Origin of the sequence: Hephaestia sp. MAHUQ-44 (genome assembly GCF_023806085.1) — a bacterium.
GTDB lineage: Bacteria > Pseudomonadota > Alphaproteobacteria > Sphingomonadales > Sphingomonadaceae > Sphingomonas.
The window spans coordinates 1-27,000 of the sequence record NZ_JAMSLX010000003.1 but is presented as its reverse complement, the minus strand read 5'-3'; the positions used below and the strand labels follow the sequence as shown (position 1 = coordinate 27,000).

The following is a 27,000-nucleotide window of genomic DNA, read 5'->3' as shown; positions in this document are numbered from 1 at the left end:
CGGCGGAGTTGCGCGCGCACGACGACGATCGCCTCGACGATCGCACGCGGGCGGCATTCGGGCTGTTGCTCGTGTCTCTAATCGGGACGATCCGGGGGGAGCTGGTTGCCCAGACGGTGCCGATGTTGCGCGCTGGCGGAGAGGCGGCGCTGGCCGATATACTGCGCACCGAACGAGGGCATGATCATCGTCTTTCCACGATCGTGCTCGCCGATCCGGTGGTGCTGCGCGAGTTGGACGGTCGCGTGCGTCAGGATCTGCTCACCGAGGCGCTGGTGTCGCACGAGCGCGACGATTCCGAGCGGCCCAGCCTGCTGCCGCGGCTGGCAAGCGAGCGCGATCCGATGATCGCGGGGCCGGCGATGACGATGCTGCTGGCGCTCAGCCGCCGCACCGTTCCGCGGACCGGTGGCGCGCTTGCCAGCACCGATCTGTCGGCAGAGGCGCATCATCGCTTCGTCTGGCACGTCGCCGCGGATCTGCGCGATGCGGCGGGCACGATTACCGATGCGCAGGGGACGGCGCTCGATCGGGCGCTGATTGCCGCCGCTGAGCGCAGCCTTGCCGCGCACGATGAAGGCACGGGCCTGGAGCCGAGCGCGATCAGGCTTGCCGCGGCGCTGGCATCGGCCCGGCGCGGTGGCGCTCAGGTCGCGGTCGAAGCCATCGGCGATCGCTTGCTCGCGTTGTTTATCGCGCTCGTCGCCGAAGAAACCGGGCTCGATTATCATCAGGTTCGCGATGCCGTGCTTGATCGCGACAGCGCACGGCTGTGGCTGATGCTGCGCGCGATGGGGATGGAGCGCGCCGCACTGGGGCGCGTCGGGCTTGCGCTCGTCGCGGCTGACCAGCGCCGCTCGATCGATGTCCTGGCCGACGATCTCGATGCCATCGCCGATCTCGATCCGGTAGCAGCGCGAGCGACCTTCGCCGATCAGACATTGCCCGCCGCCTATCGAGAGGCCCGCGCGGCGTTGGGCGATTGCCGGTGAATGCGAGAGATCGTGATCTGCCACCCGTGTACGGCCGGATCGATGGCGACGACCGGCTGATCGAGGCTGATCGCCGGTTGGCGGCACTCAACCAGGCGGCGGGCGGCGCGATCGGTCTGCCGCTTGCGATTCCCGCGCTGGCGACGGCGGTGCGTCTTGTCCGCCGGCTCGGCGTGCTCGTATCGCGCCGGGCGGTGGTGGCCGATGGCGAGCATGATCTCGATCTATGGGTCCGTGCCGAGCCCGATGACGGCGGCGTTCGGCTGACGCTGACGGGCTGGCGCGAACGCCCCATGGCATTGCCACACACGGTTTCGGGCGGGGTTGGCACGCCTGGCGCCGGGCGTGGTTGGCGCTGGGAGACCGATGCCGCGTTGCGGCTGATCGCGCTCGCGCCCGATGCCGGGCCGCGAGACGGCTTTCATCCCGCTGCCATGCTCGGCCAGCCGCTCACCGCCTTGTTCGGTCTGGTCGAGCAGCCCGACGGTGCGCTGCCGCTGCTTGCCGCGTTGGCCGTCAACCAGTGTTTCGAGGGTCAGCAGGCGACCGTGCGGCCATCGGGGCGGCGGGTCATCCTCGCCGGATCACCGCGCCGCGATCGGCTCGGTGCGTTCGGCGGCTTTGCCGGGATCGCGACCGATGTCGCGCTCGAACCGGCGGCATCACCGGCGACGGTCGATGTCTTCACTGCTCGGCTTGGGGGCGTCTTGCGGGCACCGCTCGGGCGGATCATCGCCAATGCCGACAGTATCGGCGCCGCGCCGGATGGGTCGGTCAATGCAACCTATGCGGGCTATGCAGCCGACATCGCGACCGCCGGGCGCCATCTGCTCGGGCTGGTCGATGATCTCGTCGATCTCGAGGCGGTCGAGCGCGCCGATTTCGCGGTGGCGAGCGAAGCGATCGATCTCGCCGATCTCGCGCGCCGCGCGGCCGGGTTGCTCACGGTCCGGGCCAGCGCGGCTGAGGTGACGATCGATCGGCCGGGGGAGGGAGGCGCGATCGCCGCCATTGGCGAATTCCGGCGGGTGCTCCAGATCCTCGTCAATCTGATCGGCAACGCCGTGCGCTATGCGCCGCCGGGCTCGACCGTGACGGTGCGCGCGCAGCACCGCAAGGGCCTAGCGGAAGTGATCGTGGCCGATCGCGGCAAGGGCATCGCCCCGGAAGATCAGGCACGCGTGTTCGAGAAATTCGAGCGGGTCGATCCGTCCGAGCCCGGCGGCAACGGGCTCGGTCTCTACATCGCCCGCCGCCTTGCGCGTGCCATGGGCGGCGACATCACGCTCGACAGCGCAGCGGGCAAGGGTGCGCGCTTCATGCTGAGTCTACCTTCGCCCGATTAGGTTTCAGGCGCCCCGAATCGCCGCATGATAAGGGGCGTTTGGGGGTAGATCATGATACATGGCGTGAGGGATGCGCGCGACGCGGATCGCAAGCAGGTCGCGGCGATGCTGGCCCGCGCCTTTGCCGATGATCCGGGGATGCGCTTTATCTTCCCCGATCCCGCGGTGCGTGCCAGGCGGATGCCGCGCCTGTTCGGGTTGCTTTACAAAGGCGATGGTCCCGTGGGGATGCGGCTGATGACCGCCGGTGGTGAAGCCGCCACGCTCTGGCGTGCGCCGGGCCAAGCCCGCACCGGCTCACTGACGTTCGTTCGTGAAGCGATCCCGATGCTCCATGCGCTGGGTGGTGCGGTCGGCCGTGCGCTGCGGGTCGCGAATGCTATTGAGGCGCACCAGCCCGATGGCTGCTTCTGGTATCTCCACATTGCCGGATGCGACCCTGCGGCGCAGGGACAGGGCTTCGGCGGCGCGGCGGTGCGTGCGGGTATCGCGCGCGCGGCAGGGGCGAGGCTTCCAGTCTATCTCGAAACCCCGCTGGAGAAGAATATCGGATTTTACCAGGGGCTTGGTTTTGCGATCACCGGCGAGTGGCGGGTGCCGGGCGGCGGGCCACGTTTCTGGTCGATGCTGCGGCCCGCCTGATCAAATCCCGATCCGGATCTGGCTGGCCGGCACGCCGGGTATCGCGACCTCGAACGCGAACAGCCCGCCCGCGAGCGGTTGCCTGGCAAGTTCGTCCTCGCTCAGTCCCTTGGCGGCGGTGGTCGCATAAGCCGTCTTGAGATCGGGTCCGCCGAGCGCAATCTTGGTGACGTTGCTCACCGGAAATTCGACATGGCGCAGCAACGTGCCATCGGGCGCGTAGCAGCGCGCGCCCCAGCCGCCGAACAGGCCGATCCAGATATTGCCTTCGGCATCACAGATCGCGCCATCGGGATGGCCCGCGCCGTCCTCGATCTCGATCAGGATGTCGCCGCGCCCCAGCGCGCCGTCGGTGCCGATCTCGTGGCGCCAGATCGTCTTGCCGAGCGTGTCGACCGGATAGAGCAAGCGTCCATCGGGGCTGACCGCAGGGCCGTTGGTGATGCAGCAGGTCGAGTCGGTCGGCACTGCACGGGGGCCGTCACCTAGGCTGTAGAGCCGGCCCGAGGGTGCGGTCTCAAGGTCGTCCATCGTCCCGAACCACAGTCGCCCGTGTGGATCGACGGCGGAATCGTTGAGGCGGTTGTCGGGCGTGCCGGGCTCGGGATCGAGATAGGGCGTGAAGGTCGATGCCTCGGGATCGAACCAGTGCAGCCCGCTCTTGAGCCCTGTCAGCCAGCGCCCGTCGGCGGTCGGCTGCACCCAGCCGACCTGATCGGGGGCCTGCCATCGGCCACGGCTACCGCTGGCGGGATCGAACCGGTGGATATGGCGCTGCTTGATGTCGACGAACCACAAGGCGGCCTCGCCGGGCACCCAGAGCGGGCCCTCGCCGAGCGTCGCACCGAGGCTCCACACGCAATCGACCGTCATCCACCACACTCCCTCGGCTATCGGCGGCGCACCATAGCGGCGCTGCGCACGAGTGCTACCCGCGAATCGTCGTCAGCGGAACGGGCGATGGCGGTGGGTTGCGCGTGGCGACGCCAATCACGCCGAAATGAGCGGCACGTGGTGTTGCGCCGAAAATAAAAAGGGCTCCCGACACGCGGCCGGGAGCCCGCCCCCTTGTCCCTGTTAGAAATTGAAGCCGACGGCGATGCCGTAACGGCGCGGTTCGAGGGTGAAGATGTTGGTATAGAGGCCTGAGGCCTGGTCGCCGGTATATTCACCGGTGATGGCATTGTTGTTGGTCAAATTCTGCACAAACGCCCGCAGATGCCACCGATCGTTTGCGCCGTTGAGCGTGATCTGGGCATTGATCACTTCATATGCGGGGATGCGATCCATGTTCCGGTTGAACACGGTCGCGTAGCTGTTGCCTGTAAAGGCGAGATCGGCGCGTGGTACCAATGACATGCCGTTGCCGAACTCGATCGTATATTGCGCGCCCACCGATGCCTTGAAGGTAGGCGCCTGCGGAAGCTGGTTGTCGCGAATGTTCACTTCGACGCCGCTGCCCAGCATGACGAAGGGGAACGCGCCGGTTGGCACGCCGAAGGCGGCACGCAGCCCTTGCTGCAATGCATAGAGCGGGCTGGTCGTCGGGACGGTTCCCGCCGCGATCTGCGCGATCGTCGAGCAGGTCGAAAACACGCCGGTGGCGTTGGTGCCGGGGACGGGGACCGGTGCCTGGAGGCCCAGCGCGCCGTTGATCGCGCCGACGAAGGCATTGACGCCGCCGGCGTTGCCCGGCGTCGTCGGAACGATCGCGCAATTGGCGGCGTTCGAGATGTCCTTGACGATGACCGCATCCGACCGGCCCCCCGAAGGATCGCGCGTATCGGCGAGATATTTATCCTGCGACACCTTGGTTTTCAGGTAGCTGAAGTTGGCGTTGACGACGAAATTGCGGATCGGGCTCATCACCGCTTCCGCCTCGATGCCGTAGATGTCGGCATTGACGTTGTCGTTGACGGCGGTGCGCGACACGATCCGGCTGAGCTGGAGGCTGTTGTACTTATAATAGAAACCGGTGATGTTCAGCCGCAGCCGGCCGTTGTCGAACGTGTTCTTCGAGCCGATTTCGAACGAATCGACCTTCTCGGGCTTGAACACCGTCGGCACCGCGAACGACGGCGACAATGGCGGGTTGAAGCCGCCCGATTTATAGCCGCGCGAATAAGAGGCGTAGATCAGATTGTCGCTGGTGATCCGATAATCGAGCACCGCGCGGCCGGTCAGGCGGTTGAACTTGACCGTGTTGATCGCGAAATCCTGTGCGCCCGGCGTGTTGGCATCGAAATCGAGCGTCGTGCCGTAGCCGAGCGCATCGGTGAATGAGTCGCTGCCATATGGCACGAAAACACCGGCGCCCAACGCATCGACCAACAGCGTGTTGCGGGCCCGAACGTACTTTTCGTCGTGGTTGTAGCGCAGGCCCAGCGTCAATTTCATCTTGTCGCTGAAATCGTAATAGGTTTCGCCGAAAGCGCCCCACGATTTCAGATGGAAGAAATCGGTGTTGTTGCGGTAAAACGGGCTGGCACGATAGACTGCCGGATAGTTGGTCGCGCCCTGTGCGATCGCGCCGATCGTTTGGCCGGCGCCCAATATCGCAGCCGCATAATCAAGGCCGAAGCTGTTGACGTAATAGCTGTTGTTATAGGTCTTGCTATCGAAATAGATGCCCCCGAGCAGGAAGTTGAATTTCCCATCGAAATGGCTGTCGATATGCGCTTCAGCCGAATATTGCTTCACCTTCTGGCTCGATTCGTCGAAATCGAGGCTGGTCGGGAAGCATCCGATCGAGGCGCCGCCGAACACGCCGAGGTTGTTCGGGTCGGGTGCCGACTGGCACAGGCCGCCGGCGGGGCCGTTCGGAATGAGGGTGTTACGAATCGCCTGGAAGATCGGCTGGAAGGGCGCGACTCCCGGCGGCGGGGTGGTCGCATAGGCATTGAGCGCGCCGAGCGCGGCCGGCGAGAAGGCGCTGACCGCAAGATTATAATCGGTGCGCGAACGCACTTCGTTCTCGGCGTAGCCGCCGGTCATGTTCAGCGCGATCGAACCGAAATCGTGGAACAGCTTTGCCGTATATTGCTGCTCCTTGGCGAAATAGGTGGGTTCGAAATCGATGTCGACGGTGCGCACGCCCTTGGGATTGATGATCCCCGCATAGGCGTCGTTGGGCGAATAGACGCTGCCGGTCGCCAGCGGCAGGAACATCGGCGCCAGCGGCCCGAAGTTCAGGCTGAACACCTCTTGCGACGTAAAGATAGTGTTGAGGAGCGAATTGCCGTTGGTGGTCTCGTTCGCGAGCCGATCGGGCAAGCAGCCCAGCACGCCGGTCGGATCGCGGTGGCAGAGCTGCTTCTGGATGCGCGAACGATCGTCGTTCTCGCGGAAATAATAGCCGATCAGGTCGAGCCGGGTATCGGCGGTGGGCTCCCACGATACGGTGCCGCGAACCGACCACAATTTACGGCCGTCGATATCGTTGCCGGTGCGGATGTTGGTCGTATAGCCGTCGCGGTCCAGCCACAGCCCCGCGACGCGCACGCCCAGCGTGTCGGTCACGGGCAGGTTGAACATCGCCTTGGCCTGCTTCGAATCGTAATTGCCGTATTCGAACTCGCCGGCGGCATGGATTCCTGACATGTCGGGTTTGGCGGTGATGAAATTGACCACGCCCGACGTCGCGTTGCGCCCGAACAGCGTGCCTTGCGGGCCGCGCAGCACTTCGACCCGTTCCAGATCGAAAAATTCGCTTTCGAACAGGCGTGTGGAGAGCAGCGGCATGTCGTTCACATGGATCGCGGTCGCACTGTCGCAGGTCACGCCGACGCACAGATCGCCGATGCCGCGGATGGTGAAGCTCGACGACGTGAAGTTGGTTTTGGTGAAGGTGATATTGGGCAGCGTCAACTGGAGCGCCGACGGATTGACAATCTGCTGTTGTTGCAGATTTTCGGCGCTGAAGGCGGAGACCGCGATCGGCACGTCCTGAAGCCGCTGCGAGGTGCGCTGCGCGGTGACGACGATATCCTGGATACCGCTGGCGTCTTCCTGAGGTGCCGTCTCTGGCGTGGCGGCGGCGCTCTGTGCGAAAGCAGGGCTCGCCGACAGGAGCACAATCGCCGAGGCCGCGAGCAGGTCGAACTTCGTCATAGCAGACATCCCCTCCTGCACCGACCGCCGCTCTTGAACGCCGGCTAGACGGTGTTCGTGATTCAGGTATGCAAATCTAGCGGCCTGGAAAAGCGATCGTCAATCGCATTCGGCTAGGAAAACCGGGGGGTTGAACGAGTGTTGCCGAAATGAGACAGTTTCAAAATCGAACCTACGTTGTGCAATCGGACGCATGACGTAGCGTCAATCACGAATCGGCCCTAAGGAAGACGCCATGTCCTCACAACACGATAGTCTCGATGACGGCGCGGCCGTCGCTGATCCGTCAGCAATCCCTGTGCCCGACGATGTCGCGGACGCCGTAAAAACGCTGATCCGCTGGGCTGGCGACGACCCCGATCGCGAAGGGTTGCTCGATACGCCGCGCCGCGTCGCGCGGGCGTGGAAAGAATATTGCGCGGGCTATGACGACGATCCGGCGCATCACCTGTCACGCGTGTTCGAGGAAGTCGGCGGCTATGATGAGATCGTGCTGTTGAAAGACATTCCGTTCCAGTCGCATTGCGAACATCATATGGCGCCGATCCACGGCACCGCGCATATTGCCTATCTACCCCGCAATCATGTCGTCGGGATCTCCAAGCTCGCGCGCGTGCTCCATGCCTATGCGCGTCGGTTGCAGGTGCAGGAGCGCCTCACCGCCGAGGTCGCGGATTGCATCTGGAACGCTCTCCATCCGGTCGGCGTCGCGGTGGTGATCCAGGCGACGCACGCCTGCATGGCCGCGCGCGGCGTTCGCACCCCCGGCGTCGCGATGGTGACTAGTCGGATGATGGGGGCATTCCGAGACGATGAACGTAGCCGCCGCGAAGTGCTGGCGTTGATGGGCTTTTGACCGCGACGATGCCGGGATCTCGCAACGTCATCGTGACCGGCGGCGCCAGGCGGCTCGGCGCGGCGATCGTGCGCCGGCTGGTCGCGGGCGGGCATCGCGTGATCATCCACCATCATCGCTCGGAGGCTGAGGCGCGGGCGCTTGCCGCGGCGCTTGGCGATGCAGCGGTGCCGATTGCCGCCGATCTCGCCGACCATGACGGCCTTGGCGCCTTTTTCGCCGCCGCGCGCGCCGCTTTGGGCGGGCCGATCTCCGGTCTGGTCAATTCGGCGTCGCTGTTCCGGTTCGACGCGCCGCCGATCGCCTCGGGGGCGTTGTTCGAGACGCTCGCGCGCGTCAATGTCACCGCGCCGGTGCTGCTCGCCTCGCTTCTTGCACGGCAGGATGATCTGGCCGACGGCGCGGTCGTCAATATCCTCGATCAGAAGCTCGCCAACCTCAATCCCGACTTCTTTTCCTACACGCTGACCAAGGCCGCGCTCGAAGCGGCAACGACGATGCTCGCCCAGTCGCTGGCGCCGCGCGTGCGGGTCAACGCGGTGGCGCCCGGCCTCACGCTGCCGAGTCTCGACCAGAGCGCCGACGAGTTCGCGGCGGTCGCGGGTGAGAATTTGCTGCGGCGGCCGATCCAGGCCGAGGCGATCGGTGATGGCGTCGCCTATCTGCTAGATGCAGCGAGCGTGACCGGGCAGACGCTGTTCGTCGATAACGGCCAGCGCTTTCTGCCGCGGGCGGGCGACGTCATGTTCTCGACGCGTGGCGACGGGGAAGGGCGATGAGCGCGGTTTTCACGACGATCCTAGATGGCCTCGAGGTGACGATGCGGCTCGGCATCCATGCCGACGAGGTGACGACGCCGCAACGCGTGCGGCTGAGCGTGTGGATGGAGGTCGATTACGGCGCGAACCCGCCGGGCGATAGAATCGATGAAGCGGTTGATTACGATTTCGTTCGGCGCGGCATCCACGATTTTTCCGGACATCATTTCGCGCTGCAGGAAACCCTGTGCGAAGCGATCGCCGCCCTATGTCTGCGCGACCCGCGGGTGCGATCGGTGCGCGTGCGATCGATGAAGCCCGATATCTACCCCGATGCCGCGATCGGCTGCGAGATCGTGCGGACGGCAATCGGTTGAGCCCGGTGCGGGAACCGGCGGTGTCGTTCAATCGTCGTTCACGGCGCGATGGCTAGCCCGGCGCGGGGCAGGGTTGGCTTGAACCACGGCCGGTCGCCCACTAGAGCGTGCGGCGCCCCGATGAGGAGAGATTCCAAGATGGTTAAGATTTCAAGGGCCGCCCTGGCCGCGGTGATGATGATGACGGCGGGTGGTCTGATCGTGGCTTCCCCCGTTGCCGCCAAGAAGAAGCAGGAACAGCAGGCGCCGCAACTCAAGCTCAGCGATGCCGTGCGCAAGGCTGCGGTTGCCGCGCGCGATGCGATCGCCGCCAAGGATATTGCGACCGCGCAGACCAATGTCGATGCCGCGATCGCTGCCGCCACCAACGACGACGAGCGCTATATCGCCCAGGCGCTCAAGCTCAGCCTCACCGCCACGCAGGGCCAGATCGAAGGCGCCGCCGATGCCGCCGCCAATGCACGCCACGATCAGGCGCTGATCGCGCCGCTCGAAGCGCTGATTTCGAACCCCAGCACGCCGGCGACCGAAGTCGGCAATTACAGCTATATGCGTGGCTCGATCGCCTTCAATCAGCAGAAATATGCCGAAGCGCTGACCTTCTATCAAAAGGCGCAGGCGGTAGGCTTCACCAACCAGGATCTGCCGCTCCAGATGGTCAAGGCCAAGGTCGAAAGCGGCGATGTCGCGGGCGGGATGGTGCAGCTTGGCCAACTCGTCGAGCAGGAGAAGGCCGCCGGACGGGTCGTGCCCGAGGCCTGGTATCGCTACGCGATCGGCAAGCTCTACAAGACCAATGACAGCGCGACCACGCTCCAGTGGGTGCAGCGCTGGCTGGGCGCCTATCCGACCTCGAAGAACTGGCGCGACGCGATCATCGTGTTCGGTTTCCAGGGCCCGACCGCCGCGCGGATGGGCAAGCCCGAGCGTGTCGACCTGTTTCGCCTGATGCGCGCGAGCAAGTCGCTCGCCGATCAGAGCGATTATCTCGAATATGCCGGGCTGACGTTCGATCTCGGCCTGCCGAGCGAAACCAAGACCGTGCTGGCCGAGGGCACCGCGACCGGGCGCATCGCGAGCAGCAGCGCCGACGCATCGGCGCTTGCCCGGACCGCGCAGGACGTGATCTCGCGTGACGAATCGCTGGCGTCGCTGACCACGAAGTCGAAGGCGCGACCCGATGGCAAGCTCGCGGCGCAGACCGCCGACGCCTATCTGGGCGGGGGCGATTATACGCATGCGATCGAACTCTATCGGCTCGCGCTCGAAAAGGGCAGCGTCGATACCGATGCGGTGAATACGCATCTCGGGATTGCGCTCGCGTTGACCGGCGACAAGGCTGGCGCGACGACCGCGTTCGATGCGGTGCAGGCCGCACCGCGCACCGATATTGCGGCGCTGTGGAAGACGTGGCTCAACGTAGGGGCGCAAGCGGCGCCTGCCGCGGCCGCGACCGCCGCACAATAAGCGGACGTCTCTCCCCGTGTCGTCAGCCCGACGACACGGGGATGCCCGGTTTCAGCTTCGACGTCCGGATCGTCAGCGAGGTCTTGACGCTGGCGACGTTGGGCGCCGGCGTCAGGTGCGTGGTCAGGATTTCCTGAAACGCCTTGAGGTCGGTGGCGACGATCTTGAGAATGAAGTCGATCTCGCCGTTGAGCATATGGCATTCGCGGACCTCGGGAATGCCCGCCATATGCTCCTCGAACTCGGCGAGATCGTGTTCAGCCTGGCTTCTCAGGCTGACCATCGCAAACACGGTGATCGGATAGCCCAAGGCGGGCGGATCGAGTTCGGCGTGATAGCCCTTGATCGCACCCGCTTCCTCAAGCGCGCGTACCCGGCGCAGGCACGGCGGCGCGGTCAGGCCGACGCGTTCGGCGAGATCGACATTGGTCATCCGACCGTCGTCCTGGAGCAGCCCGAGTATTTGCCGGTCGATCCGGTCGAAAGCCATTCGCACGCTCCCCTTTGCACCGACCTTTCCGATCGGCAATCTAGCCGTCAGCATAAGATAATTGCGAGCGAACGCAATTGTCCCACAATGCGACGACACGATTTGAGAGGTTTCGATACCGACGCCAACACGGTAGGAAGGGCGATGACGTGCCGGTGCGCGTCGCCCGGGGATTTCGTTTTGCGCTTCGATGACAGCCTCGACACAGTGCTTTCCGCCGACATGTCGACCCCGTTCGGGATCGAATCGGCCTGGCGCCAGCTCGTCGACCTGATCGGACGTCGCCGCGCGCTTGCGAACGAACAGGCCCTGGCGCGACTCGCGGGGATGCGCGACGCGGTGCCGATCGCGGTGCGAACGGCGAGCGCCCGCGCGATCGCGCATGGGGCGCCGCCGGCGGCGCTCGTCCGGTTTTTCGCTGCTGACGATGCCGCGGTGGTGGCGCCGTTGCTCCGGTCTGCGCAACTTTCCGAAGCCGAATGGATCGCGGTGCTGCCGGCGCTGTCGCCGACGGGACGGGCGCTGCTGCGGCACCGGCGCGATCTCGGCGGCGGGGTCGTGCGCGCGCTCGAAAGTTTCGGCAGCGTCGATTTCGTGCTGTCGGCCGACGAGGAGGCCGTGGCAGCAGCCGAGCAGGTGCCGCAACCCGATGCCGCGCCGCAGGCCAGTGAAGACGTCGACACGCCCGCGGCGAAACCGCCGCACATGCCGCCGTCATCGTCGTCGTTCGTATCGCTTGGCACCGCGGCGATGGCGTTGCCCGTGGTGGCCGAAGCGTTGCGCCAGCGCCAGACGAGCGAGACGCCCGCCGCCGAGCCTGAGGGCGCGTTCCAGATCGCCGAACTGGTGGCCCGGATCGATGCCTTTCAGCGGCGCCGCGAACAGGCGCGCGATGCCGAAACTGGGGTGGCCGACGAAACGGTGTCGACGCCGCTCGCCGCGTTCGATTTCGAAGCCGACGAAAGCGGCATGGTGCGCTGGGTATCGGGAGTCGAGCGCGCGCCGATCATCGGCCTGTCGTTGCTCCACGGGGCGACGGCGGGTTCTCAGGTCGATGGCATCGCGGCGGGCGCCTTCCGCCGCCGCGCCTCGTTCAGCGATGCGCGACTGGTGATCGAGGGCAATAGCCGTGCCGGCGGCGCATGGCGGATTTCGGCGATTCCGATCTTCGAGCCGCTGACAGGGCGGTTCGCGGGCTATCGGGGAACCGCCCGGCGGCCGCGCGCCGACGAAAGCGCCGGGCCGCGCACCACGGGGGCCGTGCCCGATTCGCTGCGTCAGCTTGTGCATGAACTGCGCACCCCGACCAATGCGATCGCCGGTTTCGCCGAGATGATCGAGACCGAGATGCTTGGCCCGATCGCCGATCCGTATCGCGCGCGCGCGGGGGCGATACGGCGGCAGGCGCGCGATCTGTTGCTCGCGATCGAGGATCTCGACACCGCGGCGCGGATCGAAGGGCAGGCGCTCGATCTCCGCCCCGCGACGGTGGCGCTGCCGCAGTTGCTGAAAACCGTCGCGGCCGATCTGGCGCCACTCGCCGAATTGCGCGGGACCACACTCGATCTCGCCGCCGACATGCCCGACCTCTCGGTCCTCGGCGATGCGCTTGCGCTCGAACGGCTGGTCGGCCGGTTGCTCGCCGCGCTGGTTGCCGCGGGCGCGCGCGACGAGCGGATCTGCATCGATGCGCATCAGGATGATGGGCAGATCGTGGTCGTGATCGATCGGCCGCATGGCCTTACCGGTTATTCGGGCGAGGCGCTGCTCGCGATCGACGCCGAACAGGAAGCCACGCTCGAAGGGGCGCCGCTGCTCGGCACCGGCTTCGCGCTGCGGCTTGCGCGCAACCTCGCGGCAGAACTGGGGGGCAGGCTGACGATCGGCGCCGAGCGCTTGACTTTGCGCCTGCCCGCGGCTCGAACCGACGATGTGGGGCGGGTATCTAACCATTGAGCGGCGACGCGGCCGCGGGGCAGGCGGAGCACGCCGCGCGGATCGCGTGGCCCGATGATTTCGGCACGCGCTTCACGCTGTTCGTCGATACCGAGGAAGAATTCGACTGGCGCGCGCCACTATCGCGTGACGCGCGCGCGACGACGGCGATCACCGCACTTCCCGATCGCCACCGCCGCTTCGCCGACCGCGCCATCCCGGTGGCCTATCTGATCGATCACCCGGTTGCGACCAGCGCGCGCGCGATCGAGATATTGCGCGGCATCGTGGCCGAAGGCGGCGCCACGATCGGGACGCAGCTTCACCCCTGGGTCAACCCGCCGTTCGACGAGGCACTGACCCCTGCCAACAGCTATCCCGGCAATCTGCCGGTCGCGATCGAGGCGGCCAAGCTCGACATCCTCACGGCCGCGATCACCACCGCGTTCGGCACGCGGCCGCTGGTGTATCGCGCGGGGCGCTATGGCATCGGCCCGGCGACGGCGGCGCTGCTTGCCGAGCGCGGGTACCGGCTCGATAGCTCGATGCGCTCGCGCTACGATTATCGCGGTGACGGCGGGCCCGATTTCGGCGCGGTCGGCAACGAGGCATTCTGGCTCGATGCGGCGCGTGGCGTGATCGAACTGCCACTGACCACGGTCTTTACCGGGATCGGCAGGCGCGGTGGGGAGGGGCTTTATCGCCGATTGGGGACGATCCCGCGCGGCCGGGGTGTCGCCGCGCGGCTCGGCGTGCTCGCGCGCGTGGCGCTGACGCCCGAGGACATGCCTGTCGCCGACGCGCTCGAGGCGATCCGCGTGGCATTGGGGGAGGGGGTACGCGTGCTCAATTTCGCCTTCCACTCGCCCTCGCTGGTGCCGGGCCACACGCCTTATGTGCGCGATGCGGCGGATCTTGCCGCCTTCCATGGCTGGTGGGATCGGGTGCTCGATCTGCTCGACCGGCTGGGGGCCACGCCGATCGCTGCCGAAGCGCTCATCGCGGCGGCCGATGCGACGGGTGCGCCCACGCCTGCGTCCGTGCTTGCAAGCGCGCCACCGGTTGCTTAACGCCGGCGCTCGGTGGGGCCCGTAGCTCAATTGGTTAGAGCTGGCCGCTCATAACGGCTAGGTTGCGGGTTCGAGTCCTGCCGGGCCCACCACGCGTCGATCCAGCGGCCCTGCCGGCCTTGCGCTTGCGGATGGCGGCGCTAGATGGGGGCGATCGATATGTTGAGTGAGGGATGACGATGCGCGCCTTGACCGTTCTGGCCCTGACGGGCGCCTTGCTGGCGGCGGGTTGCAACACGATCGAGGGCGTCGGCAAGGACGTGTCCTCGGTGGGCAGCACGGTCGCCAAGACGGCGAACGACGTCAAAAACTGAGGCTCCCGGACCTGCCGGTTTCCGGGGCCGGCTCATTTCAGCTTACCAATGGTTGCGCGGCCGCCCGAGAGCGGGCAAAGCGCAGCCCGTCGGGGAGTGGCGCAGGCTGGTAGCGCACCTGGTTTGGGACCAGGGGGTCGCAGGTTCGAATCCTGTCTCCCCGACCATTTGTCTGCCGCGCGTCAGAGCGCAGCGAGCGCCTTGGAGACCGCGGCCATCGTGAAGGGCTTGCTCAACAGCGGGCGGTTGCGATGGGCCTCGACGATCGAGTCGGCGCTGCCGCCGCTGGCGAGGACGAAGCCGATCCCGGCGGCGGCCAGCGCGTCGGCGATCGGCCAGCATTGCTCGCCACCGCGCAGATTGATGTCGAGGATCGCGCCGTCGATCCCGCCCGCGGTGATCTTCTCCAGCGCCTCGGCGACCGTATCGACCGTCGCTGTCGCCTCATGATCGAGCGCGTCGAGGAAATCCTCGAGCATCATCGCGATCAGCGGTTCGTCCTCGACGATCAGGATGTGACGGCGGTCGCTCATCCGTGTTGCCTTAGCGGTGGGCCGAGCGGGTCGCCAGACCTATCTCTCGGCCAATGCATCGCGTGCCGCTTCGGCAAGTTGCTGGACTGAAAAGGGTTTGGCGAGGAAGGCGACATTGTCGATGTCGATCGAGCGGCGGAGCTGTTCCTCGGCATAGCCCGACATGAACAGGATCGGCAGATCGGGGTACAATTTGCGTGCCGCGCGGACCATCGTCGGGCCGTCCATCAGCGGCATCACGACATCGGATACCAGCAGATCGGGGCGCTCGCCCTCGTGCAGCCGATCGAGCGCGGCTTCGCCATTCTCGGCGGTGACGACGGTATAGCCCTGCCGCGTCAGTGCGCGCTCGGCGACCGCGCGGACCATGTCTTCGTCCTCGACGAGCAGGACGGTGCCCGATCCCCACAGATCGCCCTTCTTTTCGGGCTTGGCGACCGCGGCAGCGGCGGTGCCGGCGGCGTGAACGGGAAAATAGATCGAGAAGGTCGCGCCCTTGCCGGGCGTGGAATCGGCGAAGATGTAGCCGCCCGATTGCTTGACGATGCCGTAGACGGTCGAGAGTCCCAGCCCGGTGCCTTTGCCGGTCTCCTTGGTGGTGAAGAAGGGCTCGAAAATCTTGCCGAGATGTTCGGGAGGAATGCCAGCGCCAGTGTCGCTTACCTTGAGCGCGGTATAATCGGCGATCGGTAGCACGTCGTTGGCCATCCGGCGGACTTCGGCCGCGCGCACCGCGAGCGTCTGGATGGTGAGCGCACCGCCCCCGAGCGGGTTCTTGGCCAGCATCGCATCGCGCGCGTTGACCGCAAGGTTGACGATGACCTGTTCGAGCTGGCCCGGATCGGCCCGCACCGCGCCGAGATTGCGGCCATGCGTCACCGTCAGCGTCACCGTTTCGCCGAGCAGCCGCTTCAACAGGTTCGAAACTTCGGAGATCACGTCGGGAAGCTGGAGCACCTGCGGCCGCAAGGTCTGCTGGCGCGAAAAGGCGAGCAATTGGCGCGTCAGGCTGGCCGCGCGATTGGAGTTCGCCTTGACCTGCTGAATATCGTCATAATCGCTGTCGCCGGGGGCGTGACGCATCAGCATCAGATCGCAATGGCCGATGATCGCGGTCAGGATGTTGTTGAAATCGTGCGCGACGCCGCCCGCGAGTTGCCCCACCGCCTGCATCTTGGTTGCCTGTGCGACTTCGCGCTTGAGGCGATCCTCCTCGCTATTGTCCTTGAGGCTGAGCAGCACCGCCGCCTCGCCGAGCCCGCGCGCGCCCGCGATCGAGAGCACCACGGGTTCGTCGGGATCGTCCTTGAGCCGTACCGCCAGGTCGCTCGCGCGCGCCGCGCCACCGGCAAAACGCCGGATCGCATCGGCGAGCACCGCCTTGTCCTCGCGCACCACGAGATCGCCGGGATAGACCGGCAGCGCAGTCTTATCGACGTGTGCAGCGCGCGCGAAGGCGTCGTTCATCTGGAGAAAACGCCCGTCGCGATCGACCAGTGCCGTACCGAACGGCATCATCGCCACCAGGCTGCCGAGCGTTGCGGCGGCGTCCACGCCCAGCGCCGAGGTGGCGCTTTCCTCTTCGTCGATCAGCGCGACCAGCATCGGCACGCCCTCGCCCTGGAGGAACGGGATCTGGAGCACGCGCACCGGCGTGCCGTCCAGGCCTTCGCGCTCGAACCGGACCGCGCCCTGTGCGTCGGTAATCAGGAAGCGCGCGAAATCGCGCCCGGCAACCGCACCTTCCTCATGCCCCAGCGCACGGGCGCGGAACACCCGGTTGGCGGCGCGGATACGCCCCTCGGCCGAAACCAAAGCAACCATAATACCCGCCGCGGCCAGACGATCGCCGGTCGGGCCGGCGATCAGCCCCGCGACGCTGCCGGCGAGATCGAGCCCCTCGGCGCCGTGGAACCGCCAGATCAGCATATCTTCAAGCGCGCCTGCGCGGGCGATATCGGCGGTGAGCGGTGTGCCGTTGGAAACGAGCCGCGTTACCGTGCCCGATCCGTCACGCCACGCGACCCGGCCCGCCGCGGCCAGGAGCGAGACTTCATTGTCGCTGATCGGCAGGCCGGGGGGCGTGGGCAATCCGCCGAACAAGGTCTCGTAACGATCGTTGGCGCACACCAGCCGGCCGGCGCGATCGGTGATCGCGATCGCGTCGGAACTGGCCTGTGCCAAAGCGCGCGCCAGCGACCAATCGACCGCGACCTCGGCCTCGGCGCTGGGGAGCAGCCGGCGCGCGACGATCAGCAAGCCACCCACGACGATCGCGGTGGCAAGAAAGGCCGTCGCGACGATGATATCGCCGAGAATCCACAGAATGAGCGCCGCCGCGGCGATGCCCACCGCACCGGCGATCAGCGCGGCACCACGCGCCGGCGACAGGCGATTGCTCGGGGAGAGGGAAGGCGCGGCCATCGCCTCCTTCATGGCATTGCGCCGGGAGCCGTCAAGCGGCGTCGATGATTTGGGAGCTATAGTCCGTTGCGGGTGACTCGAAACGAAGCGGGCCGGTGCCGCTCCCCCGTAAGCGGCGCAAGCGCTATCGCGCCATCACCGCCAGCAGATCATAATAATCGGAGAGCGCGATCGGGTAATCGAGCTGGCAGCCGAGCCGCCCGCCGAGCGCCCAGCGGATCTCGGCAACGACCACGCCGACGATCGGCAGCGTGATCCGCAACCGCTCGCCGACGGCATAATCGGTATCGCAGCGCGCCATCAGGCCCATCGCTGAAATGTTGACGATCAACAGGTTGAGCGGCTTCGCGTCGGGGCCGAAGGCGCGCGCGCGGTAATGGACTTCGTCGCGGCCAACCGCGCGGCCATCTTTCCAGGCAAGGGCGCCCGCCGTCATGGTGTTACGCTTCCCCCGTTCGTGTGAACGCTATCGAGGCTAAGCGCGGGAAATGAACGGTCTCGCAACGAAGCTGGTTTACAAAAGCTTGCGATCGCTCGGCTGGCGTTTGGAGATTGCCGCACCAGACCATGGTGCGGCTTCGGCGATCGCACGGCCGTGCTTTCTCACCCAGCGCTCAACGGGTGAGCAAGCCGTGGTGCTTCTTGCCCGCCGACAGCCGCACCGGCTGGTCGCCGATGGTGATCGTCGCGGCTTCGTCGGCCACCTTCTCGCCCTCGATCCGCGCGCCGCCGCCCTTGATCAGGCGGCGCGCCTCGCCCTTCGATGCCGCGAAGCCGAGCGCGACGAGCGCGTCGACCACGCCGATCGCGCCGGCCGGCACGGCATGGCGCGGCAAGGCGTCGCCCGCGGCGCCTTCCTCGAAGGTCTTGCGTGCGGTCGCGGCGGCCTCGGCAGCGGCCGCAGCGCCTCGGCACATCGCCGTCGCGGCGTCGGCGAGCACTTTCTTGGCCTCGTTGATCTCGGCGCCTTCGAGTACCTCGAGCCGCGCGATCTCGTCGAGCGGCAGATCGGTGAACAGTCGCAGGAAGCGGCCGACGTCACGATCGTCGGTATTCCGCCAGAACTGCCAATAGTCATAGCTCGGCAATTGGTCTTCATGGAGCCACACCGCGCCGGCCATCGTCTTGCCCATCTTGCCGCCGTCGGCGGTGGTGATGAGCGGGGTGGTGACGCCGAACACCTCGGTGCCGTCCATCCGCCGCGCCAGCTCGACGCCGTTGACGATATTTCCCCATTGATCCGATCCGCCCATCTGGAGGCGGCACCCGGCGCGCTGCGCAAGCTCGCGGAAATCGTAGGCCTGGAGGATCATGTAGTTGAATTCGAGGAACGACAGCGATTGCTCGCGATCGAGCCGCAGCTTGACCGAATCGAAGCTGAGCATCCGGTTGACCGAGAAATGCTGGCCGACCTCGCGCAGGAAGGGGATGTATTCGAGCGCGTCGAGCCATTCGGCATTGTCGAGCATCACCGCGTCCGACGGCCCGTCGCCAAAGGTCAGGAAGCGTTCGAAAATGCGCTTGATCGAGGCGACATTCGCCTTGATGCCGTCTTCGGCGAGCAGCTTGCGGGCCTCGTCCTTGAAGCTGGGGTCGCCGATCTTGCCGGTGCCGCCGCCCATCAGCACGATCGGCTTGTGGCCGGTCTGCTGGAGCCGCCGCAGCAGCATGATCTGGACGAGGCTGCCGACATGGAGCGAGGGCGCGGTGGGATCGAAACCGATATAGCCGGGCACGACCGATTTGGCCGCGAGCGCATCGAGCGCGGCGGCGTCGGTGATCTGGTGGATATAGCCGCGCGTCGCGAGCAGGCGGAGGAGATCGGATTGATAATCGGTCATGGCGCGCGGCGCTTAGCACGCGCTCGAATGGCCGTCATCCCGGCGATGTAAATAGCGTGCCCCGAACCTTCATCGTCACCTCGGACGTGTTCCGGGGCCAACGCGCCTCATACGCTGGCGCTCGTGGAGGGTTGGATGCCGGAACGAGTCCGGCATGACGAAGGAGGGGGCGTTCAGCCTGGCAATTTCCCCAGCGGATCGACCGCGTCGCGGCCCTTGCGGACCTCGAAATGCACCCCCGGTTCGGGCGCCGAGCCCGACTGGCCTGATAGTGCGATGCGCTGCCCGCGCTTGATCGACTGGCCGCGCGTGACGAGCAGCGAACTGGCGTTGCCATATACCGTCACCCAGCCGTCGCCATGTTTGAGGATGACGAGCCCGCCGAGCGATGGAATTCCGGTGCCAGCATAAGCAACGACGCCATCGGCGGCGGCGGCGATCGGCGTGCCCACCGGTGTTGCGATCTGGATCCCGTCGTTGCGTTTGCCGCTGCCCATCGAGCCGAATTTGGAGACGACGCGCCCCTGCACGGGCCAGGAGAATCCACCGACGAGGCGCGTCGGTGCCGCGACCGCCGTCGTCGGCGCGGGCACGTGCGCGGGTGAGGTCGCGGCCGCGGCGGGCGCGCGGTTCTCGGCGATCGCGGGCTCGCTGCCGGTGACGAGATCGTCGATATCGAGCGTGAAGGCGGCGGCGCGTTCGGCCGCGCTGCTCTGGCCGGGCATATCGCCGCCAGGGATCAGCAGCCGCCAGCCGGTGCGCAGCAGATAGGGTTCGGTGAGGCCATTGGCGGCAACGATGCGCGACCATTCGACGCCGTAAGCGCGCGCGATCGCAATGCCGGTCTGGCCGCGCGTAATCTCGTGGTAGCGCCCGCCGGGGATCGTCAGCCGCTGCCCCGCGCGGATGACATAGGGTTCGGCGAGGCCGTTCGCCTGCGCGATCGCCAATTCGCCGCCGCCGGTCTTGATCGCGATCCCGCGCAGCGTGTCGCCGGGTTCGACGGTGTAGCTGCGCGTTGCGATCGTGCGCGCATTGGGGGCGACCGGGTTGGTTTCCCAGGCCGGGGGACGTGCCGGCGACGTCGTTACGTCCTGTCGGTAATCGGGCCGATAATCGGGATAGCCGCGATCCTGCTGCGGCGGCGGCGCGGGCGCTACCGGTGGCGCGGCGGCGGGGATGCAGCCCGCCAATGCCGCCATCGCCCCGAGCGCGGCCAGCCCGCCGGTCGTGCGCCGATGTCCCGCGATCCTCATTGCGCCCCGCTTACCGATACGCCTGACCCAGCATAGCGAGCGATTCGCGATGCGTCAGGTCCAGATGGAGGGGGGTTACCGCGACATAGCCATCGGCGATCGCTTCGAGGTCGGTCGAATGTGCGGGGGTCTCGATCGTGGGGCCGAGCGCGAACCAGTGATATTCGTAGCCGCGCGGATCGGTGTTGCTGACGATCTGCAGCCGCCCGTAATCGCGCAGCCCCTGGCTGGCGACACGGACGCCCTTGACCGCATCGGGCGCCAGCGCGGGGAAATTGACGTTGACCAGCGAGCGCGGGGCGAGCTCGGCCGCGATCAACGGGCGCAGCACGCGCTCGCCCCAGGCGGCGGCCGCGGCGAACGGGACGGTGTCGCCCATGCCCTCGCGGGCATAGACCTGGCTCAGCGCGATCGAGCGGACGCCCGCGAGCGCGCCTTCCATCGCCGCCGAGACGGTGCCCGAATAGGTTACGTCCTCGGCCAGATTGGCGCCGCGATTGACGCCCGAGAGGATCAGATCGGGCGGGCTGTCGGCCATGATCCTGGCGAGCGCCATCATCACCGCGTCGGTGGGGGTGCCGTTGACGGCATAGCGACGCTCGGCGAATTTGCGGATGCGCAACGGCCGGCTCAGCGTCAGCGAATGGCCCGCGCCCGATTGCTCCTCGGCAGGGGCGACCACCCAGAGATCGTCGGAAAAGCGCGCCGCGATGTCCTCGAGCACCTTGAGGCCGGGGGCATGATAGCCGTCGTCGTTGGTGATCAGGATGCGCATCAGCGCACCGGCTCGATCCGGTCGAGGTCCGGCAGCAGCGGCTTGAGCAGCTCGGGGATCGCCACCGACCCGTCCTCCTGCTGGTAATTCTCGATCACCGCGACCAGCGTCCGCCCCACCGCGAGCCCCGAGCCGTTGAGCGTGTGGACGAAGCGCGTGCCCTTCTCGCCGGTGGGTCGATAGCGCGCGTTCATCCGCCGCGCCTGGAAATCGGTGCAGGTCGAGCAGCTCGAAATCTCGCGATAGCGCTGCTGCCCGGGCAGCCAGACTTCGAGATCGTAGGTGCGCGCCGCCGAGAAGCCCATGTCGCCGGTGCACAATTTCACGCGGCGGAACGCGAGCCCGAGCTGGGTAAGCAGGCTTTCGGCGCACGCCGTCATCCGCTCGTGTTCGGCTTCGGACTGGTCGGGGGTGGTGATCGAGACCATCTCGACCTTGTCGAACTGGTGCTGGCGGATGAAACCGCGCGTATCGCGGCCCGCGGCACCGGCTTCCGAGCGGAAGCACGGTGTCAGCGCGGCGAAACGCAACGGCAATTCCTCCTCGGCCAGAATTTCCTCGCGGACGATGTTGGTCAGGCTGACTTCGGCGGTGGGGATCAGCCAGCGGCCGTCGGTGGTGCGAAACAGATCATCGGCGAATTTGGGAAGCTGGCCGGTGCCGAACGCCACTTCGTCGCGGACCAGCAGCGGCGGCACGACCTGCTCATAGCCGTGATCGTGTGCAAGGCTGGTGAGCATGAACTGGCCGAGCGCGCGATAAAGCCGCGCCACGGGGCCGCGCAGCAAGGTGAAGCGCGCGCCGGCGAGCTTGACCCCGGTCTCGAAATCCATGCCGAGCGCGGGGGCGATCGCGTCATGGGCGCGCGGGGTGAAGCCGAATTCGGGCAGCGTGCCGTGGCGCGCGACCTCGATATTGTCGTTCTCGTCGGCGCCCTGGGGCACGTCGTCGAGCGGGAGATTGGGGATCGTCGCGAGGATGCCGTGCAGCTCGTCACCGAGCCGCGCGCCTTCGGCGTCCAGCGCGGGCAGGCGCTCCTTGAGTACCCCGACCTCGGCCATCAGCGCCTGCGCGGTCGCCTCGTCCTTTTGCGCCTTGGCCGCGCCGATCGCCTTCGACGCCTCGTTGCGCCGCGCCTGCCCGGCCTGAACCTCGGTGATGACCGCGCGGTGGCGCTCGTCGAGCGCGATCAGATCGGCGGCACGGGGTTCGAGCCCGCGGCGGGCGAGCGCGGCGTCAAAGGCGTGCGGATGGTCTCGGATGAAGCGGATGTCGTGCATATACCGCGCTATGGCTGCGCGCGACGAGCCGCGCAACCCCGCCGCCGTGGCCGCGTTCTATCGTTACCCCAACCTCGTAGAGGAGACGAGAGATGCTGCTGCCGCACGACGTGTTCGTCCTGGTCGCCGATGGCCGCAAGGCGCTGTTCTTCCGCAATGAAGGCGATACCGTCGAGCCCAATCTGGTCGTCGAGCACGCGCGCGAGCAGATCAATCCCCCCAATCGCGACCAATCGACCGACGCGCCGGGAACCGCCTTCTCAAGCAACGGGCCGGGCCGAAGCGCGTACCAGGAGACCGATTTCCACCAGCTCGAGGAGGAGCGTTTCGCGGTGGACACGGCGGCGATGCTCAAACAGCGCGCCTTCGCCAACGATTATGAGAAACTGATCGTGATCGCGCCGCCGCGCACATTGGGCGCGCTGCGCAAACATTATCACAAGCACGTCGCCGATCGTGTGATCGCCGAGGTCGGCAAGAACCTGACCGGCCATCCGGTCGATCAGATCGAAAAGGCGCTGATCGCAGTTTAGGACTTTGCGCTGCGTGGCCGAGGCGTGCGGGTCTCGGAGCGTGTTTGGGAAATCGCGGAAGAGCGATTTCCGAGGCGGCACCGGCCCGCTCCCCCACGGGGTCCCCACAAAGTAATACTTTGTGGGGTGACGCCCCCACCCGGCCACCCAATGCGATTATCCTATGGGTGGCCGGGTGGGGGAGCGGGCCGGTGCCGCAATGCGCCGAAAGGCGCATCAAACGGTCGCTCAGTTCGCGGTGTCGTCCTTCTTGCGCGCCAACCGCTTGCGCGCGACCAGCGCCGTGGCCGCGGCGCCGAACAGCAGCAGCATCGGCGGTGCGGGAACGGGGGCGGGCGGGCCGCCGCTCGATCCGGTCGAGCCGCTCGATCCGTGATGCCCGCTGCTGCCGTGGTGGCCGCCGCTGCTCCAGCCCTTGCTCGACGAGCCATAGCCGTTCGACGAACTGCTGGTGCTCGACGAGGTCGAAGACGACGAGGACGTGGAGGACGAGGTCGACGACGACGTGGACGACGAGGTCGACGACGAGACGTTGCCCGACGACGAGGACGAGACGTTGCCCGATGACGACGAGGTGCTCGAGACGCCGCCGGTCGACGACGAGGTCGAGGTAGAGCCACCACTGGTGGAGGTAGAACCACCGCTCGTCGAGGTCGATCCGCCGCTCGAGGTCGACGAGATCACGATGCTGCCGCTCGATCCGCCGCCGCCGCCGAAGAAGCCGCCACCGAAACCACCGCCAAAGCCGCCGCTGCCGCCGACGATGATCGGCGCACTGCCGCCGCCGCCCGACATTTCGGGAAGCGGGGGCAGCGGCACTGGCGCCGGCTGGTTCATCACCGTCACCGTGGCGGGCGGGCATTCGGCGACCTCGGCCGGCCGTGGCACCGTCTTGGAGCGGTGGACCACCTTGTCCTTGGTCGGCACGGCGGCCGCCCGGTGGCGAACCTTGGTCTTGCTGGGGGAGGCGTCGGCGATCGAAGCGTCGAGCGCGTCGCTGCCGACATGCTGCCGCACGACCTTGTCGGTCGGGCGCACGGTTGGGTGCTGTTGCTCGACGAGATGGACCGCGCCACCGCCGAGGAGGGCACCGCCAGCGGCGCATGCACACAATTTCGCCAAAGCTATCCGCACGGACATGAGCGTGTCTCTCTACGTTTGCCGGCGAGGAATGCCGCCGGCGCGTGTTGCAGCAACGATTTCTCCGCCGCTTGATGGCTGAAAGTGCGGAATAAAGGCTTAATCGCAAGCGCGTTAACCATGGATCACCGTCCCGCGACGGGATTTTTGTGCGATGCGTGAAGGCTGCTGCGGTTAATGTCCTGCAATGGGACAGAAACGGCTGCCGATTCGCGGCCTGCCGAACCTGCGCACCGGCATTTGAGCCTCCCTCTGGCCGCGATGATACCGCCTGGTGCCGACTCGTGGCATCGTTTGTCGCAGGACAAATACGGAGGCATCGGACCGCACGGACGAACGCGTCGTCCCGGTTCGTGACGGGCAATGTTAACAGTCGCTTGTGGTGCGTCCCGGGCGTGGTATAGGGCGCGCCATTGCGGATCGGCACCGAGACGCCAAAGTGCGCGCGGAGCCCCGTGGGGGAGAGTTGAGAATGGCCAGCGCTTTGAAAAGCATCGACGATATTACGAAACTTGTCCCGCCCCCGGTGAATGACGGCGGCGGGTATCGGCCCAGCCAGGACGAGCCGTTCATGAGCCCGCAGCAGCAGGATTATTTCCGCGCGCTGCTCCAGGCATGGAAGGAGGCGATCCTGCGCGAGGCGCAGGGGACGATCTCCCAGCTTCAGTCCGATTCGCTGCGCGAGGCCGATCTTACCGATCGCGCGTCGAGCGAAACCGACTGGTCGATCGAACTGCGCACGCGCGATCGCCAGCGCAAATTGATCGCCAAGATCGATGCCGCGATTCGCCGTATCGACGATGGCGAATATGGGTATTGTGAGGTGACTGGCGAGCCGATCTCGATCGCGCGGCTCGAGGCACGTCCGATCGCGACCATGACGGTCGAGGCGCAGGAGCGCCACGAACGTCAGGAAAAGGTGTCGCGCGAGGATTGAGACATCGCGAACGCCCTTTTAACGCTTGGATAGCGAATGGACGATAGAGCGGATCACAGAACGGCAACCGTAAACCAGCGGATTTGAGATGGATCGCTATTCCGACGATCGCCTTTCCGCCGCGGTCGACACCGATGTCGGCACCGGGCGCAATGAGAGCCGCGACAGCTTGCTGTTGTCGGCGCGGTTCCGCGAGCTTGGCAAACGTCGCGAAGATCGGGTGCGGGTACGCAACCTTTCCGCCGGTGGGTTGATGATCGAATTGCCGCGCGACGTGGCCGTCGATACCGCGGTCGAAATCGACGTGCGCGGGATTGGCTGGGTGAGCGGGCGCATCGCCTGGAATACGGCGGGGCGGGCGGGCATCGCCTTCGACGCGCCGATCGATCCGATGCTGGCACGCAAGCCGGTGGGGGCGTCGCCGTCACCTGGCAGCAATCGACCGATCAAGATTTGAGATGATGGCGGTGCGGCGGGAGCCCGCGACAGCGCGGGCTGCCGCCGTCCGTATGCCGCCTAGAGTCGATCCGGTTCTAGTTGAACCGGACCGTCCCTGGATGATCTTTTGCTTGCCGTGATTTCCGAGTCGCCAGATGATTCCCTCTGGCTCGAAATCACTCTAGATCGCGGCCATTTCCTCTTTCAGCCTGAGCTTCTGCTTCTTCAGATCGGCCAGCATGCGCGTATCCGGAAGGGGGCGCTGCGACTCGGCGGAGATTTGCCGCTCGAGTCCCTCGTGCTTGGCCGCAAGTGCCGAAAGATGCGCGTTTTGCATGGAAGCAATCCTCCTGGTTTGCCAACGGGGCAGCCAAGTAGATCACCAATGCGTGCAAATGTCGCCACCGAAGATGGTTGATTTCGACGGCATGTGGCATTTGCCGCATGATCGGCGCTACGCACGAATCGTGATGGACGACGAGGCAGCGGGAAGCAGGGGTACGAAGTGGCGGATCAGGCGGGCACCGAGGCGGAGATACGGCAGCGGCTCGAGGCGCTGCGGATCGAGCATCGCGATCTCGATACCGCGATTGCCGCCCTGGGTGCCGCGAGCGCGCCGGACCAGTTGCGGCTCGCACGGTTCAAGAAGCGCAAGCTGCGGCTGCGTGACGAGATCGCGCGCATCGAGAATGGGCTGATCCCCGACATCATCGCCTGATGGCTGGACCGGAACGAGACATTGGCCGCGATACAATGAGTGTCGCGGCGCGCGCGGATGTGGCACCTTCTCGCGATGCACGGGCGCCCGGATGATTCGCGGATTCACCGCAAGCTGATCGACTCGCTTTATGTCGAGGCGATGCTGCTCGCCGATGAGGCGCGGGCCTATTTCGACGAGGGCGGCCGCAGCGATCGCGAGGCGCTCGATCCGCTCGCGCGCGTCGCCTTTTCGTGCGAATCGCTCAAGGTGACGACGCGGCTGATGCATATCATTGCCTGGCTGCTGACCCAGCGCGCAGTTGCAGCGGGCGAACTGCCGCCGTGCGATGCGCTCCATCCCTCGCGGCGGCTCGGCACCGCGCCGGTCTCCGATGACGAGGCCCTGGCGACGATGCCGGCGGCGGCGCGGCAACTCGTCACCGCGAGCGCGGAACTCTATCGTCGTGTCGCGCGGCTCGACGCCGCGCAATCTGCGCCCGAAAGCCACGCCAGCCCCGCGCGGCGGATGCTCGATCGGCTGCACGCGGCGTTTTGATAACGCTCCTCCGTTCGCCCTGAACTTGTCGAATGGCCGTTCTTTCTTCCTATCGGAGCCGAAGAAGAACGGTGCTTCGACAAGCTCGGCACGAACGGTTCCTTTAGAGCGGGATGACGTGGGATTGAATCGATAGGGGATTCACGAGGGCGTATAGATGTGATTCAAGATGCTGGCTGGGCATGGAGGCCAGCGAGCATGGCGCGACCTTATTCGATGGACCTGCGTGAG

Annotated in this window: 27 protein-coding genes and 2 tRNA genes; 17 read left to right on the top strand and 12 right to left on the bottom strand. The window is 66.4% G+C overall.

Going from position 1 to position 27,000, the window contains the following annotated elements:
* Window positions 1–8 precede the first annotated feature (8 nt).
* From NFE57_RS04160 to NFE57_RS04150, 3 genes are all read left to right on the top strand, one after another.
* On the top strand, window positions 9–992 hold the full coding sequence (locus NFE57_RS04160) for a DUF2336 domain-containing protein (RefSeq protein WP_252134314.1): 984 nt from the start codon (window positions 9–11) through the stop codon (window positions 990–992).
* Window positions 989–2,338, top strand: a complete 1,350-nt coding sequence (locus NFE57_RS04155) for a sensor histidine kinase (RefSeq protein WP_252134313.1) — start codon at window positions 989–991, stop codon at window positions 2,336–2,338. Before NFE57_RS04160 ends, NFE57_RS04155 begins: the two co-directional genes overlap by 4 nt.
* Window positions 2,339–2,401: 63 nt before the next feature.
* The gene (locus tag NFE57_RS04150; RefSeq protein WP_353653862.1) at window positions 2,402–2,980 is read left to right on the top strand and encodes a GNAT family N-acetyltransferase; all 579 of its coding nucleotides are present in this window, start codon (window positions 2,402–2,404) and stop codon (window positions 2,978–2,980) included.
* Here NFE57_RS04150 and NFE57_RS04145 read toward each other — a convergent pair whose 3' ends face one another.
* Window positions 2,981–3,853 carry an SMP-30/gluconolactonase/LRE family protein gene (locus NFE57_RS04145; protein WP_252134312.1) on the bottom strand — a complete coding sequence of 291 codons (873 nt, stop codon included), beginning with the start codon at window positions 3,851–3,853 and terminating at the stop codon, window positions 2,981–2,983.
* Between the two features lie 204 nt (window positions 3,854–4,057).
* Window positions 4,058–7,090, bottom strand: coding sequence for a TonB-dependent receptor (locus NFE57_RS04140; RefSeq protein ID WP_252134311.1), 3,033 nt, complete (start codon window positions 7,088–7,090; stop codon window positions 4,058–4,060).
* A 235-nt stretch (window positions 7,091–7,325) separates the two neighbouring features.
* On the opposite strand from NFE57_RS04140, the gene folE reads away from it, so the two are divergent.
* The 4 genes from folE to NFE57_RS04120 all read left to right on the top strand — a co-directional run bounded on the left by folE (window position 7,326) and on the right by NFE57_RS04120 (window position 10,548).
* On the top strand, window positions 7,326–7,946 hold the full coding sequence (gene folE / locus NFE57_RS04135; RefSeq protein ID WP_252134310.1) for a GTP cyclohydrolase I FolE: 621 nt from the start codon (window positions 7,326–7,328) through the stop codon (window positions 7,944–7,946).
* 8 nt (window positions 7,947–7,954) lie between these two features.
* The gene (locus tag NFE57_RS04130; protein ID WP_252134309.1) at window positions 7,955–8,725 is read left to right on the top strand and encodes an SDR family NAD(P)-dependent oxidoreductase; all 771 of its coding nucleotides are present in this window, start codon (window positions 7,955–7,957) and stop codon (window positions 8,723–8,725) included.
* A complete protein-coding gene (locus NFE57_RS04125) occupies window positions 8,722–9,081 on the top strand; it encodes a dihydroneopterin aldolase (RefSeq protein ID WP_252134308.1) in 360 nt (119 codons plus the stop codon). Before NFE57_RS04130 ends, NFE57_RS04125 begins: the two co-directional genes overlap by 4 nt.
* 138 nt (window positions 9,082–9,219) lie before the next feature.
* Window positions 9,220–10,548 carry a tetratricopeptide repeat protein gene (locus NFE57_RS04120; RefSeq protein ID WP_252134307.1) on the top strand — a complete coding sequence of 443 codons (1,329 nt, stop codon included), beginning with the start codon at window positions 9,220–9,222 and terminating at the stop codon, window positions 10,546–10,548.
* Window positions 10,549–10,570: 22 nt separating this feature from the next.
* On the opposite strand, the gene NFE57_RS04115 is transcribed toward NFE57_RS04120, so the two are convergent.
* Complete coding sequence (locus tag NFE57_RS04115; RefSeq protein WP_252134306.1) at window positions 10,571–11,038, bottom strand: Lrp/AsnC family transcriptional regulator; 468 nt, start codon at window positions 11,036–11,038, stop codon at window positions 10,571–10,573.
* Between the two features lie 180 nt (window positions 11,039–11,218).
* Here NFE57_RS04115 and NFE57_RS04110 point away from each other — a divergent pair, with 180 nt between their 5' ends.
* The 5 genes from NFE57_RS04110 (at window position 11,219) to NFE57_RS04090 (ending at window position 14,524) form a co-directional block, all read left to right on the top strand.
* Window positions 11,219–12,994: a sensor histidine kinase gene (locus tag NFE57_RS04110; protein ID WP_252134305.1), complete on the top strand. Its 1,776-nt coding sequence runs from the start codon at window positions 11,219–11,221 to the stop codon at window positions 12,992–12,994.
* On the top strand, window positions 12,991–14,043 hold the full coding sequence (locus NFE57_RS04105; RefSeq protein WP_252134304.1) for a polysaccharide deacetylase family protein: 1,053 nt from the start codon (window positions 12,991–12,993) through the stop codon (window positions 14,041–14,043). Before NFE57_RS04110 ends, NFE57_RS04105 begins: the two co-directional genes overlap by 4 nt.
* A gap of 15 nt (window positions 14,044–14,058) precedes the next feature.
* A tRNA-Ile gene (locus NFE57_RS04100) sits at window positions 14,059–14,135 on the top strand.
* Between the two features lie 81 nt (window positions 14,136–14,216).
* Complete coding sequence (locus NFE57_RS04095) at window positions 14,217–14,357, top strand: entericidin A/B family lipoprotein (RefSeq protein WP_382279496.1); 141 nt, start codon at window positions 14,217–14,219, stop codon at window positions 14,355–14,357.
* A gap of 90 nt (window positions 14,358–14,447) precedes the next feature.
* Window positions 14,448–14,524: transfer RNA gene (locus NFE57_RS04090), tRNA-Pro, on the top strand.
* A gap of 15 nt (window positions 14,525–14,539) precedes the next feature.
* On the opposite strand, the gene NFE57_RS04085 is transcribed toward NFE57_RS04090, so the two are convergent.
* The 7 genes from NFE57_RS04085 to serS form a co-directional block, all read right to left on the bottom strand.
* The gene (locus NFE57_RS04085) at window positions 14,540–14,890 is read right to left on the bottom strand and encodes a response regulator (RefSeq protein ID WP_252134303.1); all 351 of its coding nucleotides are present in this window, start codon (window positions 14,888–14,890) and stop codon (window positions 14,540–14,542) included.
* Between the two features lie 39 nt (window positions 14,891–14,929).
* Window positions 14,930–17,314: a hybrid sensor histidine kinase/response regulator gene (locus NFE57_RS04080; RefSeq protein WP_252134302.1), complete on the bottom strand. Its 2,385-nt coding sequence runs from the start codon at window positions 17,312–17,314 to the stop codon at window positions 14,930–14,932.
* Between the two features lie 124 nt (window positions 17,315–17,438).
* On the bottom strand, window positions 17,439–17,750 hold the full coding sequence (locus NFE57_RS04075) for a PilZ domain-containing protein (RefSeq protein WP_252134301.1): 312 nt from the start codon (window positions 17,748–17,750) through the stop codon (window positions 17,439–17,441).
* Between the two features lie 178 nt (window positions 17,751–17,928).
* Complete coding sequence (tyrS, locus tag NFE57_RS04070; protein WP_252134300.1) at window positions 17,929–19,155, bottom strand: tyrosine--tRNA ligase; 1,227 nt, start codon at window positions 19,153–19,155, stop codon at window positions 17,929–17,931.
* Between the two features lie 173 nt (window positions 19,156–19,328).
* On the bottom strand, window positions 19,329–20,411 hold the full coding sequence (locus NFE57_RS04065) for a M23 family metallopeptidase (protein ID WP_252134299.1): 1,083 nt from the start codon (window positions 20,409–20,411) through the stop codon (window positions 19,329–19,331).
* 10 nt (window positions 20,412–20,421) lie between these two features.
* Complete coding sequence (surE, locus tag NFE57_RS04060; protein WP_252134298.1) at window positions 20,422–21,186, bottom strand: 5'/3'-nucleotidase SurE; 765 nt, start codon at window positions 21,184–21,186, stop codon at window positions 20,422–20,424.
* Complete coding sequence (gene serS / locus NFE57_RS04055) at window positions 21,186–22,466, bottom strand: serine--tRNA ligase (RefSeq protein ID WP_252134297.1); 1,281 nt, start codon at window positions 22,464–22,466, stop codon at window positions 21,186–21,188. The genes surE and serS overlap by 1 nt, the downstream gene beginning before the upstream one ends.
* A gap of 92 nt (window positions 22,467–22,558) precedes the next feature.
* Between serS and NFE57_RS04050 the strand changes: the two genes are divergently transcribed.
* Window positions 22,559–22,999, top strand: a complete 441-nt coding sequence (locus NFE57_RS04050) for a host attachment family protein (RefSeq protein WP_252134296.1) — start codon at window positions 22,559–22,561, stop codon at window positions 22,997–22,999.
* Window positions 23,000–23,227: 228 nt separating this feature from the next.
* On the opposite strand, the gene NFE57_RS04045 is transcribed toward NFE57_RS04050, so the two are convergent.
* The gene (locus tag NFE57_RS04045; protein WP_252134295.1) at window positions 23,228–24,139 is read right to left on the bottom strand and encodes a PEP-CTERM sorting domain-containing protein; all 912 of its coding nucleotides are present in this window, start codon (window positions 24,137–24,139) and stop codon (window positions 23,228–23,230) included.
* A 472-nt stretch (window positions 24,140–24,611) separates the two neighbouring features.
* Between NFE57_RS04045 and dksA the strand changes: the two genes are divergently transcribed.
* On the top strand, window positions 24,612–25,076 hold the full coding sequence (dksA, locus tag NFE57_RS04040) for an RNA polymerase-binding protein DksA (RefSeq protein ID WP_382279489.1): 465 nt from the start codon (window positions 24,612–24,614) through the stop codon (window positions 25,074–25,076).
* 88 nt (window positions 25,077–25,164) lie between these two features.
* The gene (locus NFE57_RS04035) at window positions 25,165–25,533 is read left to right on the top strand and encodes a PilZ domain-containing protein (protein ID WP_252134293.1); all 369 of its coding nucleotides are present in this window, start codon (window positions 25,165–25,167) and stop codon (window positions 25,531–25,533) included.
* A gap of 162 nt (window positions 25,534–25,695) precedes the next feature.
* Here NFE57_RS04035 and NFE57_RS04030 read toward each other — a convergent pair whose 3' ends face one another.
* Window positions 25,696–25,851, bottom strand: coding sequence for a YdcH family protein (locus tag NFE57_RS04030; RefSeq protein ID WP_252134292.1), 156 nt, complete (start codon window positions 25,849–25,851; stop codon window positions 25,696–25,698).
* 168 nt (window positions 25,852–26,019) lie between these two features.
* On the opposite strand from NFE57_RS04030, the gene NFE57_RS04025 reads away from it, so the two are divergent.
* Complete coding sequence (locus NFE57_RS04025) at window positions 26,020–26,232, top strand: YdcH family protein (protein WP_252134291.1); 213 nt, start codon at window positions 26,020–26,022, stop codon at window positions 26,230–26,232.
* 57 nt (window positions 26,233–26,289) lie between these two features.
* On the top strand, window positions 26,290–26,769 hold the full coding sequence (locus NFE57_RS04020; RefSeq protein ID WP_252134290.1) for a DUF1465 family protein: 480 nt from the start codon (window positions 26,290–26,292) through the stop codon (window positions 26,767–26,769).
* The last annotated feature ends 231 nt before the right edge of the window (window positions 26,770–27,000 follow it).